General features: G+C 30.9%; 20 protein-coding genes and 2 pseudogenes. 20 read left to right on the top strand and 2 right to left on the bottom strand.

Annotated features, from left to right (window positions below; all coding sequences use genetic code 11):
• The first annotated feature begins 29 nt into the window (after positions 1-29).
• The 5 genes from AJN58_RS08270 (at position 30) to AJN58_RS08250 (ending at position 4,510) form a co-directional block, all read left to right on the top strand.
• Positions 30-710: a F0F1 ATP synthase subunit A gene (locus AJN58_RS08270; RefSeq protein WP_002858390.1), complete on the top strand. Its 681-nt coding sequence runs from the start codon at positions 30-32 to the stop codon at positions 708-710.
• Positions 707-892 (top strand): hypothetical protein, encoded by a 186-nt coding sequence (locus AJN58_RS10430; RefSeq protein ID WP_044779077.1) that lies wholly within the window; start codon positions 707-709, stop codon positions 890-892. Before AJN58_RS08270 ends, AJN58_RS10430 begins: the two co-directional genes overlap by 4 nt.
• Before the next feature lie 118 nt (positions 893-1,010).
• Positions 1,011-2,429, top strand: coding sequence for an Asp-tRNA(Asn)/Glu-tRNA(Gln) amidotransferase subunit GatB (gene gatB / locus AJN58_RS08260; protein ID WP_044779078.1), 1,419 nt, complete (start codon positions 1,011-1,013; stop codon positions 2,427-2,429).
• The gene (locus tag AJN58_RS08255; protein WP_079396983.1) at positions 2,426-3,322 is read left to right on the top strand and encodes an NAD(P)H-dependent glycerol-3-phosphate dehydrogenase; all 897 of its coding nucleotides are present in this window, start codon (positions 2,426-2,428) and stop codon (positions 3,320-3,322) included. The genes gatB and AJN58_RS08255 overlap by 4 nt, the downstream gene beginning before the upstream one ends.
• Before the next feature lie 9 nt (positions 3,323-3,331).
• The gene (locus AJN58_RS08250) at positions 3,332-4,510 is read left to right on the top strand and encodes a metal-dependent hydrolase (protein ID WP_044779080.1); all 1,179 of its coding nucleotides are present in this window, start codon (positions 3,332-3,334) and stop codon (positions 4,508-4,510) included.
• A gap of 7 nt (positions 4,511-4,517) precedes the next feature.
• Here the strand turns inward: AJN58_RS08250 and AJN58_RS08245 are convergent, their stop codons facing one another.
• Positions 4,518-6,044 (bottom strand): inorganic phosphate transporter, encoded by a 1,527-nt coding sequence (locus AJN58_RS08245; RefSeq protein WP_044779081.1) that lies wholly within the window; start codon positions 6,042-6,044, stop codon positions 4,518-4,520.
• A 141-nt stretch (positions 6,045-6,185) separates the two neighbouring features.
• Here AJN58_RS08245 and AJN58_RS08240 point away from each other — a divergent pair, with 141 nt between their 5' ends.
• Positions 6,186-6,992 (top strand): inverse autotransporter beta domain-containing protein, encoded by an 807-nt coding sequence (locus AJN58_RS08240; protein WP_044779082.1) that lies wholly within the window; start codon positions 6,186-6,188, stop codon positions 6,990-6,992.
• Here AJN58_RS08240 and AJN58_RS08235 read toward each other — a convergent pair.
• Positions 6,989-8,365: a cation:dicarboxylate symporter family transporter gene (locus AJN58_RS08235; RefSeq protein ID WP_044779083.1), complete on the bottom strand. Its 1,377-nt coding sequence runs from the start codon at positions 8,363-8,365 to the stop codon at positions 6,989-6,991. The two genes, AJN58_RS08240 and AJN58_RS08235, sit on opposite strands and share 4 nt — an antisense overlap.
• Positions 8,366-8,626: 261 nt before the next feature.
• Between AJN58_RS08235 and cetC the strand changes: the two genes are divergently transcribed.
• The 14 genes and pseudogenes from cetC to AJN58_RS10425 form a co-directional block, all read left to right on the top strand.
• Positions 8,627-9,121, top strand: coding sequence for an energy taxis response protein CetC (gene cetC / locus AJN58_RS08230; protein WP_070210778.1), 495 nt, complete (start codon positions 8,627-8,629; stop codon positions 9,119-9,121).
• 119 nt (positions 9,122-9,240) lie between these two features.
• Positions 9,241-10,620: a bipartate energy taxis response protein CetA gene (gene cetA, locus AJN58_RS08225; RefSeq protein WP_070210777.1), complete on the top strand. Its 1,380-nt coding sequence runs from the start codon at positions 9,241-9,243 to the stop codon at positions 10,618-10,620.
• A gap of 17 nt (positions 10,621-10,637) precedes the next feature.
• Entirely contained in the window at positions 10,638-11,135 is a 498-nt protein-coding gene (cetB, locus tag AJN58_RS08220; protein WP_002861897.1) for a bipartate energy taxis response protein CetB, read from the top strand.
• An 87-nt stretch (positions 11,136-11,222) separates the two neighbouring features.
• The gene (mnmG, locus tag AJN58_RS08215; RefSeq protein ID WP_070292173.1) at positions 11,223-13,082 is read left to right on the top strand and encodes a tRNA uridine-5-carboxymethylaminomethyl(34) synthesis enzyme MnmG; all 1,860 of its coding nucleotides are present in this window, start codon (positions 11,223-11,225) and stop codon (positions 13,080-13,082) included.
• Positions 13,083-14,368, top strand: a pseudogene (locus AJN58_RS08210) (arsenic transporter).
• Positions 14,369-14,457: 89 nt separating this feature from the next.
• Positions 14,458-14,961, top strand: coding sequence for a ubiquinol-cytochrome c reductase iron-sulfur subunit (gene petA / locus AJN58_RS08205; protein ID WP_002852880.1), 504 nt, complete (start codon positions 14,458-14,460; stop codon positions 14,959-14,961).
• A gap of 1 nt (position 14,962) precedes the next feature.
• A complete protein-coding gene (locus AJN58_RS08200) occupies positions 14,963-16,213 on the top strand; it encodes a cytochrome b (RefSeq protein WP_002852758.1) in 1,251 nt (416 codons plus the stop codon).
• Positions 16,210-17,334 carry a cytochrome c1 gene (locus AJN58_RS08195; protein WP_002852693.1) on the top strand — a complete coding sequence of 375 codons (1,125 nt, stop codon included), beginning with the start codon at positions 16,210-16,212 and terminating at the stop codon, positions 17,332-17,334. The genes AJN58_RS08200 and AJN58_RS08195 overlap by 4 nt, the downstream gene beginning before the upstream one ends.
• Before the next feature lie 125 nt (positions 17,335-17,459).
• Entirely contained in the window at positions 17,460-18,623 is a 1,164-nt protein-coding gene (locus tag AJN58_RS08190) for an SAM-dependent methyltransferase (protein WP_038402156.1), read from the top strand.
• Between the two features lie 115 nt (positions 18,624-18,738).
• On the top strand, positions 18,739-19,530 hold the full coding sequence (rpsB, locus tag AJN58_RS08185; RefSeq protein WP_002870699.1) for a 30S ribosomal protein S2: 792 nt from the start codon (positions 18,739-18,741) through the stop codon (positions 19,528-19,530).
• Positions 19,530-20,603, top strand: a complete 1,074-nt coding sequence (gene tsf / locus AJN58_RS08180) for a translation elongation factor Ts (protein ID WP_002852901.1) — start codon at positions 19,530-19,532, stop codon at positions 20,601-20,603. Before rpsB ends, tsf begins: the two co-directional genes overlap by 1 nt.
• Before the next feature lie 12 nt (positions 20,604-20,615).
• Positions 20,616-21,251, top strand: a complete 636-nt coding sequence (locus AJN58_RS08175) for an ABC transporter ATP-binding protein (RefSeq protein ID WP_070292171.1) — start codon at positions 20,616-20,618, stop codon at positions 21,249-21,251.
• The gene (fliR, locus tag AJN58_RS08170) at positions 21,238-22,005 is read left to right on the top strand and encodes a flagellar biosynthetic protein FliR (protein ID WP_002859266.1); all 768 of its coding nucleotides are present in this window, start codon (positions 21,238-21,240) and stop codon (positions 22,003-22,005) included. The genes AJN58_RS08175 and fliR overlap by 14 nt, the downstream gene beginning before the upstream one ends.
• A 56-nt stretch (positions 22,006-22,061) precedes the next feature.
• Positions 22,062-22,669: pseudogene (locus tag AJN58_RS10425) on the top strand (highly acidic protein); the annotation flags it as partial.

Below are 22,669 nucleotides of genomic sequence, written 5' to 3'. Positions count from 1 at the left end.
GAGTTTAGAATAAAATTTTTGAGGAAACCATGAAAGATTTATTTTTATTTAGCTCTTTGCTTGATGCAAGTCATACTTTTTCTTATTTTTTTCACATAGGTTTGGTAGCTTTAATTGCTGTTATAGTGGCTATGATGGCTACTCGTTCTATGCAACTTGTTCCACGCGGTATGCAAAATTTAGGTGAGGCTTTTTTAGAGGGAGTTTTATCTATGGGTAGAGATACCATGGGAAGTGAAAAAGGTGCAAGAAAATATCTTCCTTTGGTTGCAACTTTGGGGATTATAGTGTTTTTTAGTAATATTATAGGTATAATACCTGGTTTTCACGCTCCAACTGCAAGTTTAAATTTGACTTTGTCCTTGGCTATTATAGTTTTTGTATATTATCATTTTGAGGGTATTAGGGCACAAGGTTTTGTAAAGTATTTTGCTCATTTCATGGGACCTATTAAACTTTTAGCTCCTTTGATGTTTCCTATAGAGATAGTCTCTCATCTTTCTCGTGTGGTTTCTTTGTCCTTCCGTTTGTTTGGAAATATTAAAGGTGACGATTTATTTTTGATGGTAATTTTAGCTTTAGTTCCTTATATAGCTCCGCTTCCTGCTTATGTGCTTTTAACTTTTATGGCATTTTTACAAGCTTTTATTTTTATGATTTTAACTTATGTATATTTAGCGGGTGCAACTGTTGTTGAGGAAGGTCATTGATCTATATTTTAGAATTTTTTAAAGGTGCATCTTTAGCTTTAATGCTTTTGTGCACCTTTTTTCTCCTTTTTAAATTTATATCTTATTTTTATCTTGTTTTGGGGTTTATTTTTAGCCTGCTTTTATTTTTGGTTTTTATGTTGTTTATAGAAAACTATGAACTTAAAAATCAGAAAAAATAGTTGTTTTATAATTTCATAATTTTAAAATTAAACAAATACAAATCAAAGTCTAATATTTAAAGCCTTTTCTAAAAGAAAAAAAGATAAAATAAAGCATTTAAAAATTCAAGGAAATTTTATGTTTGAAGTAGTTATAGGTCTTGAAGTTCATACTCAATTAAATACTAAAACAAAAATCTTTTGTTCATGTGCAACTTCTTTTGGAGAAGCTCCAAATACCAATGTTTGTCCCACTTGTTTGGCCTTACCAGGAGCTTTGCCTGTTTTAAATGAAGAGGTTGTAAAAAAAGCTATAGCTTTTGGAAAAGCTGTCAATGCAACAATTAATAAAAAAAGTGTTTTTAATCGTAAGAATTATTTTTATCCAGATTTACCTAAGGCTTATCAAATTTCACAATTTGATATCCCTATAGTAGAAAAGGGTGAGCTTTTTATCAATGTAAAGGGTGAAAATAAACGCATAGGTATTACAAGAGCACACTTAGAAGAAGATGCAGGTAAAAATATCCACGAAAATAATTTTTCTAAAGTGGACTTAAATCGCGCAGGAACTCCTTTGCTTGAGATTGTCAGCGAACCTGAGCTTAGAAGTAGCGATGAGGCAGTAGCTTATCTTAAAAAGCTTCATTCTATCATACGCTTTTTAGACATTTCAGATGCAAATATGCAAGAAGGAAGTTTTAGATGCGATGCAAATGTTAGTATAAGACCTAAGGGTGATACAAAACTTTATACTAGGGTAGAGATTAAAAATCTTAATTCTTTTCGTTTTATCCAAAAAGCTATAGAATATGAGGTAAAAAGACAAAGTGAGGCTTGGGAAGATGGAACTTACGAACAAGAAGTAGTTCAAGAAACCAGACTTTTTGATACAACAAATTTAGTTACAAGAAGTATGCGTGGTAAAGAAGAAGCGGCAGAATATCGCTATTTTCCAGATCCTGATTTATTGCCTGTTTTATTAAAAGATGAGTTTTTGGATATTAAAATCCCTGAACTTCCTGATGAGAAGAAAGCACGCTTTATAGACGAGCTTGGTATAAAAGAAAGTGATGCTGAGGTTTTAATCAGTTCTTTAGAAATGAGTCGTTTTTTTGAAAGTCTTATTTCTCAAAATTTAAATCCTAAGCTTTGTGTAAATTGGTTAAATACTGAACTTATGGGACTTTTAAAAGGAGAATTGACTATAGAAAATTCTCCCGTAGATGCTCAAAAGCTTGGAGTTTTAATTAAACGCATAGAAGATGGCACTATCAGTGCAAAAGCGGCTAAAGATGTCTTAGCTTTTGTGTTTGAAAATACTAGCATGGAAATTGATGAAGCTATAGAAAAGCTAGGACTTAAGCAAGTAAGTGATGACTCAGCCATAGAAGCGGTGATTGAACAAATTTTAAATGCAAATGCTGATAAGGTTGCAGAGTATAAAAGTGGTAAAGAGAAGCTTTTTGGATTTTTTGTGGGTCAAGTAATGAAAGAAGGCAAAGGAGCTTTTAATCCTGCAAAAGTAAATGAAATTTTAAAAGCAAAGCTTGGTTGATGCGTATAGCGGTTATTGGTGCGGGAAAATGGGGCAGTGCTTTACATCTAGCCTTAAAAGAAAATCACAATTGCTTTATCAGTTCTTTGCATCAGCGTGATTTAGAAGATTTTGTTAGTATAAAAGAAGCTTTAGAATGTGAATATCTTATTTTTGCTTTAAGTTCTCAAGGAATGCGTGCTTGGCTTAAAGAAAATTTTATCAACAAGGGACAAAAAATTTTAATTGCTTCAAAAGGCATAGAAGATCAAAGTTGTCAATTTTTAGATGAAATTTTTTTAGATTTTGTACCAAAAGAAAATTTTTGTGTTTTAAGTGGTCCTTCTTTTGCTGCTGAAGTAATGCAAAAACTTCCTACTGCTTTGATGATTAGTGGGATAAATCAAGGGCTTTGTAAAAAATTTGCAAGTTTTTTCCCTGATTTTATTAAAACTTATATTGATAATGATGTGCGTGGTGCTGAAATTTGTGGTGCTTATAAGAATGTTTTGGCGATTGCAAGTGGGATTAGTGATGGGTTAAAACTTGGCAATAATGCAAGAGCAGCATTGATTTCAAGAGGACTTATAGAAATGCACCGTTTTGGTAAATTTTTTGGCGCTAAAGAAGAAACTTTTTTAGGGTTAAGTGGAGCAGGGGATTTGTTTTTAACTGCAACGAGTGTTTTATCAAGAAATTATAGAGTGGGTTTAAAACTGGCGCAAAATCAAAAGTTAGATAGTATTTTAGCCGAACTTAATGAAGTAGCAGAAGGTGTAAAAACTGCTTATGCCATAGAAAAATTAGCAAAAATGAAAGGAATTTATACACCTATTGTAAATGAAGTAGTGGCAATTTTTAAGGGTAAAAGCGTGCAAGAAGCAACGCAGAATTTATTAAAGCAAAATGATTAAGGAAAAATCATGATAATTAAAAATGCAAAAATTTATGGAAATTCTTTACAAGATATAGAGATTAAAGAAGGAAAAATTACCAATATTGGTTCTAATTTAAAAGGCGAAGAAATTTTAGATGCTAAAGGTATGACTTTACTTCCATCTTTTGTGGATTTGTGTGTGAGTTTAAAAAACGATAAATTTTCTTTAGCTAATTTAGAGCTTTTGGAAAATGAGTGTTTAAAAGGAGGAATTTCTAGTATAGTTTTGCGTGATTGCATGGATTTTGATGAAGAAAGTTTTGCTTTATTTTTACAAAATTTAGCTCAAAGAAAGATGCAAATTTTTTCAAGTGTGCGGGTTAAGGATACAAACGGCAAGCTTAAAAATTTAGCCACTCTTTTAAATAAAGGTGCTTGTGCTCTAGAACTTGACAGCTCTTTAGATGCAAATACTTTAAAAGTAAGTTCACAATATGCTTTTATGAAAGACTCTCCAATTTTTGTGCGTTGTTATGATAAGGATTTTGATGATAATGGAGTGATGAATGATTGTGAAATGAGTTTTGAGCTAGGGCTTATAGGCATGAGTAAAATCGCTGAAACTAGCCAGATAGCTAAAATGAAAGAATTGGCTAAATTTTATAAAAATAAAGTTATTTTTGATCTTTTAAGTTTGAAAGATTCTTTAGTATTATTAGATGAAAAGGATTTAAAACTTGTAAGCATTCATCATCTTATCAAAGATGATAGTGCTTGTGAAGATTTTAATACTGCTGCGAAACTTATGCCACCTTTAAGAAGCAAAGAAGATGTTTTGGCTTTAAGAGAGGCTTTAAAAGAAGGAAAGATTAGCTTTTTAACTTCCCTACATAGTGCAAAATCAATTTCTTTAAAAGATTTAGCTTTTGATGAAGCGGCTTTTGGAATTCATAGCGTATGCGAATTTATAAGTCTTTGTTATACTTTTTTAATCAAAGAAGGATTTTTAAATTGGCAAGAGCTTTGTCGATTTACAAGTAAAAATCCTAGTAAATTTTTAGGTTTGAATAGTGGAGTTATAGAAGTCGGAAAAGAAGCTAATCTAGTTCTTTTTGATGAGAATGAAGAAATTTTTGCTCCAAAAAGTTCTCTTTATTCTGAGGATAAACTTTTTGGAAAGATTAAAATGCATATAATTAAAGGAAAAAATATTTTAGAAAAATAAGCTTTACTTAAATTCCTAAAGATAGTTTAAATCCTAAAAATACAAGTGCTGCCATAATACCAGCGGCTGGTAAAGTGATAATCCAAGCCAATCCTATAGGCTTCATCATAATCCAATTTGCATTTTTATTATACACTCCTATACCCAAGATAGCACCTATGAGTATATGGGTGGAGCTAACAGGAATTCCAAATTGTGTAGCTAAGAGTATAACTATGCTTGCACCAAGTTCTGCAGAAAATCCAGTAGTAGGGCGTATGGTTGCAAGTTTTGAACCCACTGTGGTAATCACTTCTTTACCTAAAAACCAAAGTCCTACAACTAGAGCAACTCCAAACATAGCTAAAGCAGCAAAAGGTACAGGAGAAGTCGCGTTAATTGTGCCGTTTTTTAAGACATCTAAAATCGCTGCAAAAGGACCTATAGCATTGGCTATATCATTGGCTCCGTGTGAAAATGCAAAACTAGAAGCTGTAAATATTTGAAACCATGAGAAAATTCTATCAGTAGTTTTATTAAGTTCTGTTTTTTTAACGATTTTGACTATAGCAAATGTTACAACATAACTTATAGTTCCTATAATTCCGATAATCCAAAAGTTTTGTAAAATATCCAAAGTGCTAACATTATTTAAACCTTTAAATAAAAACATTGCCGAAATGATAGCAGCAGCAATACAAGCAATGATTGGCATATGAGTTTTTAAAATAGAGTAAATATCTATATCTTTTTCTTGATCCTTAAATTCCTTCATTTTATTTCTATAGAAATTATTTTCTTGTTCTTCTTCATCCAAAGCTATAGCGGAAAGTTCTTTAATTTGTTCTTCTTGGGATTTTGTTTTTAAATTTAAAAAATATTTTTCTTTGAATTTTTTTCTTTCTTTTTTGATATTTTTCAAATCGTCATTTAGTTTTTCTGATGGTTTTAAAATTTTCTTATCAATATATGAATAAATAATATAAGCTACAATACCCCCTAAAAGAGGAGAAGCTACCCAAGAAATAGCTATTCTTAAAATTTCACTCCATTTAACCATAGAGAGTGTTTGGATCCCATCAAATTTTAAAAGCCCCATCATAATGCTAGCACCTACAATCCCACCAACTATACTGTGTGTGGTTGATACAGGTAAGCCTTTCTTGGTTGCAATAAAAATCCAAACCCCAGAGCTTAAAAGTGCAGCAAGCATAATGATAACAAAAAGCATAGGATCTAAAGAATTTGGAAAAATAACAATACCGCTGCGTATGGTCTTAGTAACTTCTGCGCCTGCGAAGATTGCTCCGCTTAGCTCAAAAACAGCTGCTATAATTAAAGCTTGTTTAATGGTTACTGTTTTTGCACCAACGCTTGTTCCAAAAGAATTGGCTACATCATTTCCACCTATATTAAATGCCATAAAAATGCCAAATATAGAAGCAAGAATAAAAAGAATGAGTTGATGTTGCGAAATATAACCAAATCCCCAAATAACAAATGCGATAGCACTGATAATAAAAATAACAAAAGCTATGAGGTTGTCTTTTTGCATTAATAACCCTTTTTTATTTTAATTATACACTTATTTACTTTAAATTTGCTAATTTTAATTTTTAGTCTTTGTGGAATTTTTATTTATATTATTTTTTTATAATAAATACTCAAACAAGAAATAATAAGGAATATAAGAATAATGAGGGGTATTTTTTATATAATAGCATTGTTTTCTTTACTCAATGCCGATGAACTTACAGAGGCTTTAGCAAAAAATAATAATCAAAATTCTTGGGAGCACTTTGATTATAAAAATACCAAAGAAGCTCCAAAAATTCAAGAAGAGAATGTGGATTTTAAAAGCACTTTTGATAGCTTGCTTTCAAAAACTTTAGAAAATAATAATGGTATAGATAAAACAGATGGGAATTTAGATTTTCAAAACGAAAACGCGCAGGTTAAAAATTTAAGTTCTCTTTATGAGGGAGAGAATAATTCTTTGCTTTTTCAAAAAGAACTTTTTGTGGCTCAAGATAATTATAATTACTCAGGGGGCTTAATCAATCGTTATGAAAAAGATGATTTTTTATTTGGAGTTAATGGTTTTATTGACAAACAAAAGGAACAAAAAGATACTAAAAGCTTTGGTGCAGAGTTTGGTTATAGTAAATTTATAAAGGCTTATAGTAATTATTACATACCCAATGAAGCAGAAAAAAATTTACAGCTTGGAATGAGTTTTGTAATTCCAACTTACACCGCTTTTGCTTTTGATATAAGCAAGGATAATGATAAAACTAATTATCAAGTATCTTACTCTCCTTATAGTGTATTTAGTTTAAATTTATTGCGTCGTGATTATAGCGCAAGAGAGACTGTTGATGATACCGTTGTTCAAGTTGGATTTAGTTTTAATTTCAATGAAAGTTTTTTAAAACAATTTAGGAAAAAAGATAATACTTTAGAGGAGGTTAATCGATATGATTTCCTCCAAAGAACCCATTAGTTCATTCCAGCATTATGGAATTTTTCTGGATTATCCATAGCATAGTTGAATTTTTCCCGATCAATTTGTTTATCCCAGATAGCAACGATTAAAGCTGCTACTGAATTTCCACAAAGATTTCCAACAGCCCTCATTTCAGACATAAATTTATCAACACCTAAAAGAACACCTATGGCAGCTACTGGTAGAACTTGCGCTAAGGTTGCATTTGCTTCTGAAATTTCCATATTTCCTAGAGCCGCAAGCGTACTTCCAAGCACTATAAAACCTGATCCAGTTACACCTACTGCACCTTTTGAGGCTATCATTAATACTATTAAAATACTGATTTCGTGTGCTAAACTTAAATTTACATTGAAAGCTTGTGCTAGAAAGATTAAGCTCATAGCTAGATAAATATTTGTACAATCAAGATTAAAACTATATCCCGTTGGTAAAACAAGTCCGACTGTTGCTTTAGAAAGTCCTGCTTTTTCTAGTTTTCTCATTAAAGGAGCAAGCGCAGACTCGCTTGAACTGGTTGCAAAAACGATCAATACTTCTCTTGAGATAAATCTCATAAATTTGAAGATATTTACTTTTGCAAAATAACAAATCAGGCCTAAGATTCCAAATATAAAAACAAGACATGAAATCAGCATTACTAAAAGTAAATATGCTAAGTTGATCAAAGAGCCAATTCCGTATTGAGCTATGAGTACAGCCATTGCTGAAAAGGCGGCAATAGGACTAAAATACATAATGATTTGTAGAATTTTAAAAACAAAATTTTGTACCACTTCAAAAACTCTTTGAATTGCCTGTTTATCTTCTATTCTCATTAAAGAAATAATCAAAGCAGTAATTATAGCAATGACTAAAACTTGTATGGTTTTTCCTTCTGTAAAAGGCGTGATAATATCAGTAGGCATAGCATCTTTTAAAATATGCATGATCTCAGAGCTCGCGCTTACTTCTGTGGTTTGAGAAATATATTTTTGAACGCTTTTTGTATCAAGTTGACTTGGATCAAGATTCATTCCATGGCCTGGTTGCATAACATTTGCCATAAAAATACCTATAGCAAGTGCTAAAGTACTTACAACTTCAAAGTAGATAACCGCTTTAGCGCCAATACTACCTACTTTTTTTAAACTTTCAAGACTAATGATGCCCAAAACCAAAGTAACAAAAATAATAGGACCTATAAGAACCTTTAAAGCACCTATAAAATAATCAACTCCTGGTTTGCTAGCAATGGCTAATTCTTTATCTGTATAACCAAGTATAATACCTGTAATAATGCCTATAATCACCCAAAATCCAAGACTTTTTATAATACGTTTATATAAAGGCGGTTTTCTTTCAGCTAAAGTTTGACTTAAAGTTTCCAAGTTTATTCACTCCTTTTGATCTTTTGTGAAATATAATTTTAACAATGCGTATTGTAAATTTTAACAAAAAAACAAATCTAGAAATACTTTCTTTTACATGATATGATAATTTTTTATATAAATGTTACAAAATTTCTCATTATTTGCATTATAAAATTTAAAATATTTTTTGAAAATTTTATAATTTAGTATACTTTTTATTGTTTATTGTTAGTAATAATTCTATTTTTGATTTATTTGTTTTATTGGGATGTTTTAATTATGAAAGAAATAGTTTTGTCTGAAAATGCTTTAATTACTTCTAAAACAGATCTTAAGGGGAATATCATTTATGCCAATAATGACTTTTTAAAATACGCAGGTTATAAAGTCGATGAGCTTTTGTATAAATCTCATAATATAGTAAGACATGAAGATATGCCACGTACTGTATTTAAATGTCTTTGGGATTATATTCAAAAAGGAGAAGAAATTTTTGCATTTGTAAAAAATAAAGCCAAGGATGGTAGTTTTTACTGGGTGTTTGCAAATGTAAGTGCTTCATTTGATGCCAATGGAAATATCATCAACTACTATTCTGTTCGTCGTGCGCCTAATAGAAAATCTCTTCCTATAATTGAAGAAGTTTATAAAATTTTACTTGAAAAAGAGCAAAAATCAGGCATTAATGCTGGAGTTTCAGCTTTAATGGATATTGTAAGTTCTTATAAAATGACTTATAATGAACTTGTTTTTAACTTACAAGAAGATAACTAAATAAGATATATTTAATCTTTTTTATTATATAATCTTCCCCTAAAAATTAAAGTAATATATTATTAAAGTATTATTTTAATTTATGACTTCAAAAAATTTTTAGTAAAAGGGGTAAATTTATGGTGAAAAATGGATTATTATTAACTATTTTTCTAAGTATTATCGGTGTTTTGGGTGCCATTTTTATTCATATTTATATTGGAGCGATAATTTTTATTTTAATCGCTGTTTTAATGATTTATTTGCTTAGACAACACAAAGATGAGCAAATGATGATAGATAAACTTTTGGTTCTTTGTAGAGAGTTAAAAGAAGGAAATTTTGACAATAGAATGATATATGTAAAAACAAAAAGCAAAAAATTAGCCGAAATAGCAGATAATCTTAACAATACTATTGATGGACTAGAAGCCTACTTAAGGGAAATTAATACTTCTATTTCTTGTTCTCAAAAAGGTGAATTTTATCGCAAAGCTTTGCCTGAAGGTTTAAAAGGAATTTTTGCTCATAATATCGAATTTATAAATAAAGCTTTAGCAAATATAGAAGTGACAGCAAGATCCACTTTTAAAAATGCTTTATCAAGAACTTTAATGGATTTAAGCCTTGGAAATCAAAATAAAGATATGTCTCAAATTTCTAGCTCATTAAATCAAGATATTAGCATGATGAAAAATGTATATGATACAGTTGATGCTATTACTCATACAGCTACAGAAAATGGCTCAGAGGTGGATTCTTTGCAAAGTGCTATGGGTTCTTTAATGGATGTTGTAAATTCGAGCAAGGAAACAGTACAAACTTTTGTAGCTAATTCCCAAAATATTACTTCAGTGGTTGAAGTAATACGCGATATAGCTGATCAAACTAATCTTCTAGCTTTAAATGCTGCTATTGAAGCTGCACGTGCAGGAGAACATGGTAGGGGCTTTGCGGTTGTGGCTGATGAAGTTAGAAAGTTAGCAGAAAGAACTCAAAGATCTACAAGCGAAATTTCCATTGCAATTCAGACTATGCAACAGGATTTTGTAAATATCCAAAGTGGCAGCGATCAAGTTTTTAACATTGTTAGCGAATCTGAAGAAAGAATTAATAAATTTTCTCAAGCTTTTAAACGTCTAGAAGAAAATAGTAGTGCTCTTGGTGTTAATTTTGGATCCTTTGCAAAGAGATTGATTTTGTCTGTGGTTAAAATCGATCATATTCTTTATAAATCAAATATATATTTAAATTTAAATGGGGCTCAAAATTTCAATCTTGAAAGTGTAGATCCAATTTCTAATCTTTGTCAAGATGAGAGAGCTCAAGGTGTTATTAATGAACTTAGTTCTGAAACTGAGTTAAATTTAGCTAAAGAATTTATAAAAGATAATGCTAAAAAAGCAATAGAAGAATCAAGTCAAGATTATATCGATCAAAAAGCTTATGATGCGATTGTAAATGATATTAAATCACTAGAGCAAAGAAGTGCTGAAATCTTAGCAAAATTAAAAATATAAATTAAGAGGGTGGGAAAATGTCAAGAGAAATTTTTTTACAAGAAGATAGTTTAATTACTTCTAAAACAGATTTAAAAGGTAAAATAGTTTATGCAAATGATGATTTTTTAAAGTATGCAGGTTATACCATGGGTGAAGTTTTAAATAAACCTCATAATATAGTAAGACATGAAGAGATGCCAAAAACTGTTTTTAAATATTTATGGGATTATATGAGAGAGGGTAAGGAAATTTTTGCTTACGTAAAAAACAAAACTAAAGATAACAATTACTACTGGGTTTTTGCAAATGTAACTCCATCAATAGACATTAATAATAATATCATAGGCTATTATTCCGTTCGTCGTATGCCAAATAAAAGCGCTATTTCTACAATAGAAAGCCTTTATAGTGATCTTTTAAGAGTAGAACAGCAACAAGGTTTAAATAAAGGTGTTGAGATGCTTAAAAATTTCTGCAAAGATGCAGATAAAACTTATAATGAGTTAATTTTCTCTCTCCAAGAAGCTAAATAAATTTTTGTTAGACTTAAAACGAGTTTGTTTTAAGTCTAAATATTATATAATCTTTCTTTTAAAAATTCACATTTTTCAAGGCAAAATATGTTTGATGTCATTGTTATAGGTGGTGGACATGCGGGTGTTGAAGCAAGTGCTGCTGCTGCTAGAATGGGTAAAAAAACCTTACTTTTAACTACATTGATTGAGCAAATAGGAGCAGCAAGCTGTAATCCAGCTATAGGTGGGCTTGCTAAAGGGCATTTGGTAAAAGAACTTGATGCCATGGGTGGTCTTATGGGTGAAATCACTGATGAAGCGGGAATACAATTTCGCATTTTAAATGAAAGTAAGGGTGTAGCCGTTCAAGGAAGTAGGGCGCAAATTGATATGGATAAATACCGTATCATTGCACGTAATAAACTTTTAAAACTTCCAAATTTAGAAATTTCTCAAGAACAAGCGAATGCTTTAATCGTAGAAAATGATGAGGTTAAAGGCGTAAAAACAAATTTAGAAAATACATATTTTGCCAAAAAAGTGATACTTACAACAGGGACTTTTTTAAATGGACTCATTCATATAGGCGAAAATAAACTTCAAGCAGGAAGGGTAGGGGAGCTTGCTTCGGTAAATTTAGGCAATTATCTACAAACTTTGGGTTTAAAAATGGGGCGTTTAAAAACAGGAACTTGCCCAAGAGTGGATGCAAAAAGTATTGATTTTAGCGCACTTGAAATCCAAGATGGCGATGTAAATCCTAAAGCTTTTAGTTTTCGTTCAAGAAATTTTAATCCTACTCAACTTCCTTGTTATATCGCACGCACTAATATAACTACACATGAGATTATTAAGAATAATTTTTATCGTGCCCCACTTTTTACAGGACAGATTGAAGGCGTGGGGCCAAGGTATTGTCCTTCTATAGAAGATAAGATCAATCGTTTTAGCGACAAAGAAAGTCATCATCTTTTTATAGAGCCTCAAACTATCGATGCAACGGAGTATTATATCAATGGTTTTTCTACTTCTTTGCCCTATGAAGTGCAAACTCAAATGCTGCGTTCTGTAAAGGGTTTTGAAAATGCTAAAATAACCCGTTTTGGTTATGCTATAGAATATGACTATATAGAGCCAACTGAACTTAAGCATACTTTAGAACTTAAAAAGATTAAAAATCTTTATTGTGCAGGACAGATTAATGGAACTACAGGTTATGAAGAGGCTGCAGCACAAGGCTTTATGGCAGGAATCAATGCAAGTTTAAGCATAGATATGAAAGAGCCTTTGATTTTAAGGCGTGATGAAGCTTATATAGGAGTTTTAATTGATGATTTGGTAGTAAAAGGTACAAAAGAACCTTATAGAATGTTTACTTCAAGAGCGGAATTTAGACTGCTTTTAAGGGAAGAAAATGCTATACTTAGACTTGGAAAATATGGCTATGATTTAGGGCTTTTAAGTGAGCAAGATTTTACTTATATACAAAATATCGCAAACAATCTTCAAAAAGGACTTGAATTTTTACTTTCTAAAGAATTCACACCTAATAACCAAAATAATGCTTTTTTAGAGAGTTTAGGAGAAGATAAAATTTCTTCTATAGTCAATCTTCAAAAAATTGTCGCAAGAGCAAGTTTTGATATAGAAAAATTAAAAAAACTTGATCCTATGTTTGAAACTATGGATCATTACTCCTTAAGAGAGATTTTAAATGAGGCAAAGTATTATCATTATATCAGTATGCAAAAAGCTCAAGTAGAAAAAATGAAAAATCTTAGCGAGCTTAAAATTCCTGAAAATTTTGATTTTAAAAGTGTAAGCGGTTTGAGTAATGAAGTTGTAGAAAAGCTTAATCATCATAAACCTCCAACTATTTTTGCTGCAAGTCAAATCAGTGGAATCACTCCTGCGGCGTTGGATATTTTGCAAATTTATATCAAAATGCAAAAGAAAAAAGCTTAAATGCTTGCTTTTTTTATTTTTTTATCTACTTTAATTTTACTTTTTTGGCGTCCATGGAATTTACCTATTTGGGTATTTTCTAGCTTGGGAGCTTTTTTTGTTTTTATTTTTCAATTGGTAGATTTTACAGACGCTTATTTTGTTTTTTCTTTGGTTTGGGATAGTTCTTTAACTTTGGTTGGGTTGATTATCCTTTCTTTTAGCTTGGAAGCTTTGGGATTTTTTGATTTTATTGCGAGTAAAATTTTGCATTTTTCTAGAGAGAAAAATCAAGAAAAAATTTATATTAGCACAAAAAAATTGATGTTATTTTTGTTGATTTTTGTCTTTTTTCTTTCTGCATTTTTTGCTAACGATGGAGCGATTTTAATCATTACACCTATTATTATAGCTTTATTTTCAACTCTTAAAGATTGTAAAAATCATGTTTTTATTTTAAGTTCTTTTTTGCTTAGTCTTTCTTTTTTATGTGATGCAAGTTCAAACGCTTTGGTTATTTCAAATTTAACCAATATTATTACAGCAAATTATTTTAAGATAGAATTTTTAGAATTTGCTAAAAATATGTTTTTGCCAAATTTTTTGTTTTGCTTTCTACTATAGTTATGGTTTTTATGCTTTATGGGAGAGTTTTGCCTAAAAGGCTTGAATTTAAATTAGTCAAAAAAGAGCAAATTTCATTGAAATTGTTTTTTCTTTGCATAGTATTTTTACTTCTTTTTGTGATCAGTTTTTTTATAGGTGAAATTTTTGATATTAAAATAAGTTTTTTTGCTTTGCTTTGGGCGGGAATTTTTTGGCTTATTGTTTTAAAAATTCAAGGTAAAAAAAGTGTTAAAATTCTTTTTGAAGCACCTTATGGAGTTTTGCTTTTTAGTTTTGGGCTTTATATGGTGGTTTTTGCTTTACATAAAATAGGCGTGAGTGAAATTTTGGTTAAAAGCTATGCTTTTTTGATGCAAGATAAGAGTGGAATTTTTGGTGTGGCTTTGATTTCAGCTTTTGGATCTTCTGTGTTTAATAATTTGCCTATGGTTTTAATCGGCGATTTGGCATTAAAAGAATATTTTGAGAATTTTTCTTTTGATTCCTTGATGATTTATGCGCATCTTTTGGGGGTAAACATAGGCCCAAAACTTACGCCAATAGGTTCTTTGGCAACTTTGCTTTGGCTTGGAGTTTTGGCTAGAAAAGGCATTAATATTTCTTTTTGGCAATATTCTAAATTTGGCTTTTTGATAACTTTACCTGTGCTTGTTTTTTCTCTTTTTGCTCTTATTGTCTAAATATCAAAATTTGTTAAACAAAGAAAAAATTTATTTTAATTTCGATAAACTTTTAACTTGGTTAAAAAATAAAATCGAAAGGACAAGTTATGGCTACATCTGAGAGTAGACGAAGCTTTATGGGCTTTGCATTTGGAAGCGTAGCTGCTGTAGGCGGTGTTTTCTCGCTTGTTGCGATGAAAAAAACTTGGGATCCACTTCCAAGTGTCAAAGCTGCAGGTTTTACTACAGTAGATTTATCAGGAATGCAAGATGGAGAGCTTAGAACTATAGAATGGCGTAAAAAGCCTATTTTTATATTAAAAAAAGATGCGAGTATGCCAAAAGATGAAAAACGTGATGTTGTGGTAGATAACGCAGCTTATACTGTGGTTATAGGACTTTGTACGCATTTGGGTTGTATACCTGCTTACCAACCAAGCGAGCAATTGTTTAAATGTGCCTGTCATGGTGGAGAATTTGACACAAGTGGAAAAAATGTCTTTGGACCTCCTCCAAAGCCTCTTGAAATTCCTCCTTTTAAGATCGATGGAACCAAACTTGTTTTAGGCGAAGAGGGTCCTGAATATAAAAAAATGATAGCGGAGGCTTAAGATGGCACAAATTAGAAAAGCTAATGGTCTTGTAGATTGGCTTGATCAAAGACTTGCAGTACATAAACTACTTGATGTTTTAATGGTAAAGTATTGGATACCAAAGCAAATTAACTTTCTTTGGGCAATGGGGGTTATTTTAACCACTCTTTTTGCAGTGCTTTTTGTTACAGGACTTTTACTTGTAATGTATTATAAACCAGATACTGCACTTGCTTTTGATAGTGTGAATAAGACTATTATGCAAGAGGTGGATTATGGATGGCTTTGGCGTCACATGCATGGTGTTGCCGCTTCTGTTGTATTTTTGATTATATACATACATATGTTAACAGGAATTTATTACGGTTCTTATAAGAAAGGTCGTGAAATGATTTGGGTTAGCGGTATGCTTTTGTTTGTTGTATTTTCTGCTGAAGCTTTTAGTGGGTATATGCTTCCTTGGGGACAAATGAGTTATTGGGCAGCTCAAGTAATCACTAATCTTTTTGGAGGGATACCATTTATTGGCCCTGAACTTGTGATTTGGATTCGTGGAGATTATGCGGTTTCTGATCCAACTTTAACAAGATTTTTTATGCTTCATGTGTGCTTGCTTCCTATAGTTATCATTGCTATTATAGCATTTCACTTCTATTCTTTAAGAATTCCTCATGTTAATAATGAAATTTCTGAAGAACTTGACTTTGACTTAGAGGCTGAAAAGTACATGGCAGGTGACACAAAGGGTTCTAAAGTGATTCCTTTTTGGCCAGGATTTTTATCAAAAGATTTTATGTATATAAGCTTTTTTATGATTTTCTTCTTTTATTTAGTCTGTTTTAAATTTGAATTTGCAATGGATCCAATTAATTTTGATCCGGCTAATGCGCTTAAAACACCAGCTCATATTTATCCTGAGTGGTATTTCTTATGGAGTTATGAAGTTTTAAGAGGATTTTTCTTTGATATTGCAGGTATTAAAGCTTTTGATATAGGTTTGGCTGCATTTGGTATTGCTCAAGTGATTTTCTTCTTGCTTCCTTGGCTTGATAGAAGTGATGTTGTAAAACCGGCTCATGAAAGACCTTTATTTTTCATTTGGTTTTGGATATTGCTTATTGATTTAATTGTTTTAACAGTTTATGGAAAATTACCTCCAACAGGTGTAAATGCTTGGGTAGGATTTTATGCTTCTATAGTATTTTTACTTTTACTTATTGTAGTTTTACCGGTTATTACTATTATGGAGAGAAAAGGAGCTAAACAATGAGAGAAATAAAAATATTTTTAGTTGTAGTAGTTTTTACTGCACTTGTATATTGGGGGGTAGAGCCTTATGCTCATTCAGTGATGAAACCTCATGTTGCTCCTGCAAATTTTGATTTTGCTGTTGAAGATACTACTTTTGCAAAAGGTATAGTTGAAGCTAAAGAATTAGCTCTAAAAGATGCACAAGCTTCAGGAGATGCTAAAAGAATAGAGAGTGCAAACAAAGAGCTTGAAAAAGCAAAAGAAGAATTAAGCAAAGTTGAAACACTTTGGGCAGATGTTGCAAAGATCGATTTTGCTAAGGGTGATGCAAAAAAAGGTAAAGAATTTTTTGAAAATAACTGTTTTGCATGTCATGGTGTAAAAGAAGATGGAATAGCAGCTAATATTACCGATTCTTCTATGGGAGTAATACCACCTGATCTTAGTGCAGCTGGTGCTATTTTTGATGAAAAATTTTTAGCTGCTTTAATTATGCATCCTGCGCTTGCTTTAAAAGTAGATCATAAATTTGGTGATGCTTTTATTATGACAGCTTACAATAAAGATACTTCAGGAGAAAGTGAAGAAGCTACAAATGCAAATATAGCCAATGTAATTGCTTATCTTAAAGATGTGAGTGTTAAATTTGAAGCCAATGAAGATGCTACTATTAAGAAAGATGTTGAGGCAAAATATGCTAAAATGGAAAATAGTGCTCAAAAAGCGGCTTTAATGGAAAAAGATATAAAATTTGCTAAAGATAAAGCAACTTTTATTGAGGCTTGCGGACGTTGTCATGATATGAAATACGATAGCTTTTTTACTCCATCAAATCAAAATGATTTAAAAACTTATTTAGGTTCTGTTCCGCCTGATCTTTCTATGATGATAAGATCTCGTGGTGAGCAATATTTACATGATTTTATTAATAACACTCAAAAACTTCTTCCAGGAACCGCTATGCCAAGAGTAGGTTTAACAGAAGCTGCACAGGCTAAGGTTGTATCTTATATTGATCAAGTGGGTGATAGCAAAAAAGAAGAAAGAAAAACTACAGGAATTTATGTAATGATATTCTTTGTAATTTTAAGTATTTTTGCTATAGGTTGGAAGCGTTCTGTTTGGTCTAAATTACATTAATATTACATTTTTTGCCATTATTTAATGATAATGGCAAAAATCTTATTTTTTCTTCATTTTTATTAATTTTTAAACCTAATTAAGAGATACTATCAAATAATAATTTTTATTAATTGGAGTATGTCATGCTTGAAAAACAAATGATTAAATTTATTCTTTCAAAATGGAATTATGGAAATTTTAGAATTGTATTTTGGGATCAAGAAGAATTTCATGTGGGTAATCAGTCTGCTAAATTTTCTTTAATTTTCAAAGAAAAAATACCTTTTTTAAAATTATTTAGTGATACGAGTTTAGTTTTTGCAAAACATTATATGGAGTCTAAACTAGAAATAGAAGGTGATTATGATGAAATAGCTAAAGTTTTGTATTATTTTTCAAATAAGCGTTTTTTAAAAAATACAGAGGATATCTTGAGTAAAATAGCCCAAAAACAGGAAAGTAAAAATATTAAAAGTCATTATGATATAGGTAATGATTTTTATAAGCTTTGGCTTGATGATACTATGAGCTATTCTTGCGCTTATTTTAAAGAGCCTAATAATACTCTTTATGAAGCTCAAATTAACAAAATAGAACATACTCTTAAAAAACTTGATTTAAAAGAAGGAGAAAAGCTTTTAGATATAGGTTGTGGTTGGGGTTGGCTTTCTATTATGGCGGCTCAAAAGTATGGGGTTAAGGTTGTTGGAATTACTATTTCAGAGGAGCAGTGTAAAAAAGCCAAGGAAAGAGTAAAAGAACTTGATCTTGAAGATAAAATAGAAATAAGACTTCAAAATTATCAAGATTTAGAATTTGAAAATTATTTTGATAAAGTTGTTTCGGTAGGTATGTTTGAACATGTAGGCAAAGAGAATTTGGGACTTTATTTTATGAAAGTAAAACAAGTTTTAAAACCTGGAGGTTCTATGCTTTTACATTCTATTTTAGCCATGTTTGAAGGAAAAACAAATGCTTGGATAGATAAATATATTTTTCCAGGAGGATATTTACCTTCTTTAAGAGAGGTTGTAAGCGCTATGAGTGAGTGGGATTTTCATCTTCTTTTAGCAGAAAGTTTAAGAATGCACTATGCAAAAACTTTAGATTTATGGGATGAAAATTTTAACAAAGTATTGGACAAGGTAAGGGAAAAATATGATGAAGAATTTATAAGAATGTGGGATTTATACCTTCGTTCTTGTGCCTCTGCTTTTCGTGTTGGAAGCGTGGATTTGTTCCAATTTTTAATCACAAAAGAAATCAATAATAATCTAAGCCTTACCAAGGACTACATATATAAGTAAAAACTAAACTTAAATTTGATAGAATCTTAGCTTCATTTCACACACATCAATCCTTTTTAGCTTGTGTAAATTAAGGGATGTGGAGGAATAAAGCTAAATTTATAAGGAGAAACTCATGGTTAGTATGAGAGATTTATTAGAATGCGGTGTGCATTTTGGACACCAAACAAGACGCTGGAATCCAAAGATGAAAAAATTCATTTTTGGCGAGAGAAAAGGTATTTATGTAATTGATTTACAAAAAACTTTAAGATATTTTAGATATACCTATAATATCGTTCGTGACGCTGCTGCCGAAGGAAAAACTATACTTTTTGTTGGAACAAAAAAACAAGCAGGTGGAGCGATTAAAGAATACGCTGAAAAATGCGGTATGCCTTATGTAAATCATAGATGGCTTGGCGGTATGATGACAAATTTTGGTACTATTCGCCAATCAATTAGAAAATTAGAAGTAATTGAAAAAATGGAAGAAGATGGAAGTATTAAGCTTTTAACTAAAAAAGAAGCTTTAATGCTTACAAGAAAAAAAGAAAAATTATTAGCTTATTTAGGTGGAATTCGTTATATGAAAACTCAACCTGATATGATTTTTGTTGTTGACACAGTAAAGGAAAAAATTGCTGTTCAAGAAGCAAATAGATTAAGAATTCCTGTTGTAGCTCCACTAGATACAAACTGCGATCCTGATTTGGTAACTTATCCTATTCCAGGAAATGATGATGCAATTCGTTCAGTGCAACTTTTCTGTCAAGAAATGGCTGAAGCGATTAATGAAGGAAAAGCTTTAAGAGAACAAGATGGTGAAGCTTTAGCAAATGAAGAAAAAGAAATCACCGATGAAGAGAAAAAAGAAGTTTTAGATGAAGCGATGAGCGAAGAAGACTTCGGTGAGGAGCAAGAATAATGGCTGAAATCACTGCTGCAATGGTAAAAGAACTCCGCGAAAGTACAGGTGCGGGGATGATGGATTGTAAAAATGCTTTGAGTGAAACTAATGGAGATTTTGATAAAGCAGTACAACTTTTAAGAGAAAAAGGTTTAGGTAAGGCTGCTAAAAAAGCAGATAGACTTGCTGCAGAAGGTTTAGTAAGTGTAAAAGTAAGCGATGATTTTACAAGCGCAACTGTAAGCGAGATTAATTCCGAAACAGATTTTGTGGCAAAAAATGATCAGTTTATCGCTTTAACAAAAGATACTACAGCTCATATTCAAAGCAATAGCTTGCAAAGTGTGGAAGAACTTCATTCAAGCACAATCAATGGCGTAAAATTTGAAGAATATTTAAAAAGTCAAATTGCAACTATAGGAGAAAACTTAGTTGTAAGAAGATTTGCAACTTTAAAAGCAGGTGCTAACGGCGTTGTAAATGGTTATATCCATACAAATGGCCGTGTTGGTGTTGTGATCGCTGCAGCTTGCGATAGCGCTGAAGTGGCTTCAAAATCAAGAGATTTGTTAAGACAAATTTGTATGCATATTGCAGCAATGAGACCAAGTTATTTAAGTTATGAAGATTTGGATATGACTTTTGTTGAAAATGAATACAAAGCTTTGGTTGCTGAACTTGAAAAAGAAAATGAAGAAAGACGCAGACTTAAAGATCCAAATAAACCTGAACATAAAATTCCTCAATTTGCAAGTCGCAAACAATTAAGCGATGCAATTTTAAAAGAAGCTGAAGAAAAAATCAAAGAAGAGCTTAAAGCTCAAGGTAAACCTGAAAAAATTTGGGACAATATTATCCCAGGTAAAATGAATAGCTTTATAGCAGATAATTCTCAACTTGATAGCAAACTTACTTTAATGGGTCAGTTTTATGTAATGGATGATAAAAAAACCGTAGAACAAGTAATTGCCGAAAAAGAAAAAGAATTTGGCGGAAAAATTAAAATTGTCGAATTTATTTGCTTTGAAGTTGGCGAAGGTTTAGAAAAGAAAACTGAAGATTTTGCGGCTGAAGTTGCTGCACAACTTTAAAAACGGTTAAAAATGGAACTCTTAAGAGCGGAAAATTTAAGCCATAGTTTTGATTATCCGCTTTTTGAGGGTTTAAATCTTGCTTTAAATACTAAAGATTGCATTGCTATTCAAGGGAGTAGCGGTTGTGGCAAATCTACTCTTTTGCATATACTTTCTTCTTTATTAATTCCAAAAAAAGGTGAAGTTTTTTTTAAAGGTTCTAGTCTTTATCAGATAGATGAAAACGAAAGATTAAAAATTCGCCGTTATGATTTTGGTATTATTTTTCAGACACATTATCTTTTTAAAGGTTTTTCAGCTTTAGAAAATATCGAACTTGCTAGTGTTTTATCGGGTCAAAATTTAGATGAGAAAATTTTAAAAAGATTAGGTATTGATACGCTTTTACATCAAAAAATAGGAAAGCTTAGCGGCGGACAACAACAGCGTGTGAGTATCGCGCGCGTGCTTTGTAAAAAACCAAAGATTATTTTTGCTGATGAAGCAACTGGAAATTTGGATTTTAATAATGCTAAAAATGTTATCGAACTTTTAATTTCCTATGTTAAAGAAAATGATGCAGCTTTATTTTTTGTAACTCACGATAGTAAGCTTGCAAGTTTTTGTGATAAAACTTATACTATAAACGCCAATGGAATTTGTTAATTATTTAGGCGATAAAAATGTTGTAACTTTTATGTTGCTTCTTGCTAGAATGAGTGGTCTTATAGTTTTTTTTCCTTTTTTTTCACATAATTCTATCCCTATGGTGATAAAAAGTACTATAGTTTTATTTTTGACTATGTATTTATATCCTTTGGCTAGATTAGAATCTTTGCATTTAGATAGTTTTTTTGTTTTACAGCTTATTAGTGAAGTGATTTTTGGAATGATAGCAGGATTAATGCTTCAAATTATTTTTGCTATTATTATGATGGCAGGTGAGCAGATTGCTTTTACTATGGGATTTACTATGGCAAGTATATTAGATCCAAGTTCTGGAACGAGTATGCCTATTACGGCACAAATTTTAAATTTGCTTGCTTTGATGTTTTTTCTTGCTTTTGATGGTCATCATTTAATGCTTTTGTTTTTAAGTCATTCTTTAGGTTATATTAGTTTAGGTGGATTTTATCCGCATGAGAATTTAATGCATTATTTAAATATGGGTATGTTTAATATTTTCATCATAGGTTTTACTATGAGCTTTCCCATACTTGGAATTTCACTTTTAGCCGATGTTATTTTTGGACTTTTGATGAAAACAATGCCACAATTTAATCTTTTAGTTATTGGCTATCCTATAAAGATAGCTTTAGGCTTTGTAGTTTTGATCGCTATTTTATTAGTTATGATGCAATATTTTAAAAATTTAATTTTAGAACTTTTTACTCATATGCAAACTCTTTTTTTCTCCTAAGGAAAGGATAAATGAAATTATCGTAAAATAGTGATTATTTTTTAAGGATTAAAGTGATGAAAATTTTACTTTTAAATGAAAACCCTGTAGTTTCAAGACTTGTAAGCCTTAGTGCTAAAAAAATGTCTTATGATTTTGAAGAACTTAATGCTTATAGTGAAAATTTGGGTAATTATGATGTGATTGTTGTAGATAGCGATACTCCAGCACCTTTAAAAATTCTTAAAGAAAAATGTGATAGATTGATTTTTTTAGCTCCGCGAAACCAAAATGTAGAAGATATAGATGCGCAAATTTTACAAAAACCTTTTTTACCTACAGATTTTTTAAATTTACTTAATAATAAAGATACAAACAAACATACATCTATTGATTTGCCAATGTTAAGCAATGATGAAAATCCTTATGCTGATATAAGCTTGGATTTAGATAATTTAAATTTAGATGATTTGCCTGATGAAAATTCTTTAGATATAAATTCAGATGGAATGGAAGATTTGAGTTTTGATGATGATGTGCAAGATGATAATGCAAACGAAACTTTAGAAACTCAAAATTTAGAAGATGAAAATTTAGAACAAGAAGCAACTAAAGAACAGACTCAAGAAGACATTCAAACTGATTTAGATTTAACTTTGGAAGATGGCGGAAGCGAAAAAGAAGA

The sequence above is a fragment of the Campylobacter sp. BCW_4321 genome (assembly GCF_001763075.1).
GTDB classification, from domain to species: Bacteria; Campylobacterota; Campylobacteria; order Campylobacterales; family Campylobacteraceae; genus Campylobacter_D; species Campylobacter_D jejuni.
This window is presented reverse-complemented; position numbering and strand designations above follow the sequence as displayed.

Bases quoted from the DNA above. Each gene is read 5' to 3' on its own strand.
- AJN58_RS08270 (WP_002858390.1), top strand. From the start codon at position 30: ATGAAAGATTTATTTTTATTTAGCTCTTTGCTTGATGCAAGTCATACT.
- gatB (WP_044779078.1), top strand. From the start codon at position 1,011: ATGTTTGAAGTAGTTATAGGTCTTGAAGTTCATACTCAATTAAATACT.
- AJN58_RS08250 (WP_044779080.1), top strand. From the start codon at position 3,332: ATGATAATTAAAAATGCAAAAATTTATGGAAATTCTTTACAAGATATA.
- AJN58_RS08245 (WP_044779081.1), bottom strand. From the start codon at position 6,044: ATGCAAAAAGACAACCTCATAGCTTTTGTTATTTTTATTATCAGTGCT.
- AJN58_RS08240 (WP_044779082.1), top strand. From the start codon at position 6,186: ATGAGGGGTATTTTTTATATAATAGCATTGTTTTCTTTACTCAATGCC.
- cetC (WP_070210778.1), top strand. From the start codon at position 8,627: ATGAAAGAAATAGTTTTGTCTGAAAATGCTTTAATTACTTCTAAAACA.
- cetA (WP_070210777.1), top strand. From the start codon at position 9,241: ATGGTGAAAAATGGATTATTATTAACTATTTTTCTAAGTATTATCGGT.
- cetB (WP_002861897.1), top strand. From the start codon at position 10,638: ATGTCAAGAGAAATTTTTTTACAAGAAGATAGTTTAATTACTTCTAAA.
- mnmG (WP_070292173.1), top strand. From the start codon at position 11,223: ATGTTTGATGTCATTGTTATAGGTGGTGGACATGCGGGTGTTGAAGCA.
- petA (WP_002852880.1), top strand. From the start codon at position 14,458: ATGGCTACATCTGAGAGTAGACGAAGCTTTATGGGCTTTGCATTTGGA.
- AJN58_RS08200 (WP_002852758.1), top strand. From the start codon at position 14,963: ATGGCACAAATTAGAAAAGCTAATGGTCTTGTAGATTGGCTTGATCAA.
- AJN58_RS08195 (WP_002852693.1), top strand. From the start codon at position 16,210: ATGAGAGAAATAAAAATATTTTTAGTTGTAGTAGTTTTTACTGCACTT.
- AJN58_RS08190 (WP_038402156.1), top strand. From the start codon at position 17,460: ATGCTTGAAAAACAAATGATTAAATTTATTCTTTCAAAATGGAATTAT.
- rpsB (WP_002870699.1), top strand. From the start codon at position 18,739: ATGGTTAGTATGAGAGATTTATTAGAATGCGGTGTGCATTTTGGACAC.
- tsf (WP_002852901.1), top strand. From the start codon at position 19,530: ATGGCTGAAATCACTGCTGCAATGGTAAAAGAACTCCGCGAAAGTACA.
- AJN58_RS08175 (WP_070292171.1), top strand. From the start codon at position 20,616: ATGGAACTCTTAAGAGCGGAAAATTTAAGCCATAGTTTTGATTATCCG.
- fliR (WP_002859266.1), top strand. From the start codon at position 21,238: ATGGAATTTGTTAATTATTTAGGCGATAAAAATGTTGTAACTTTTATG.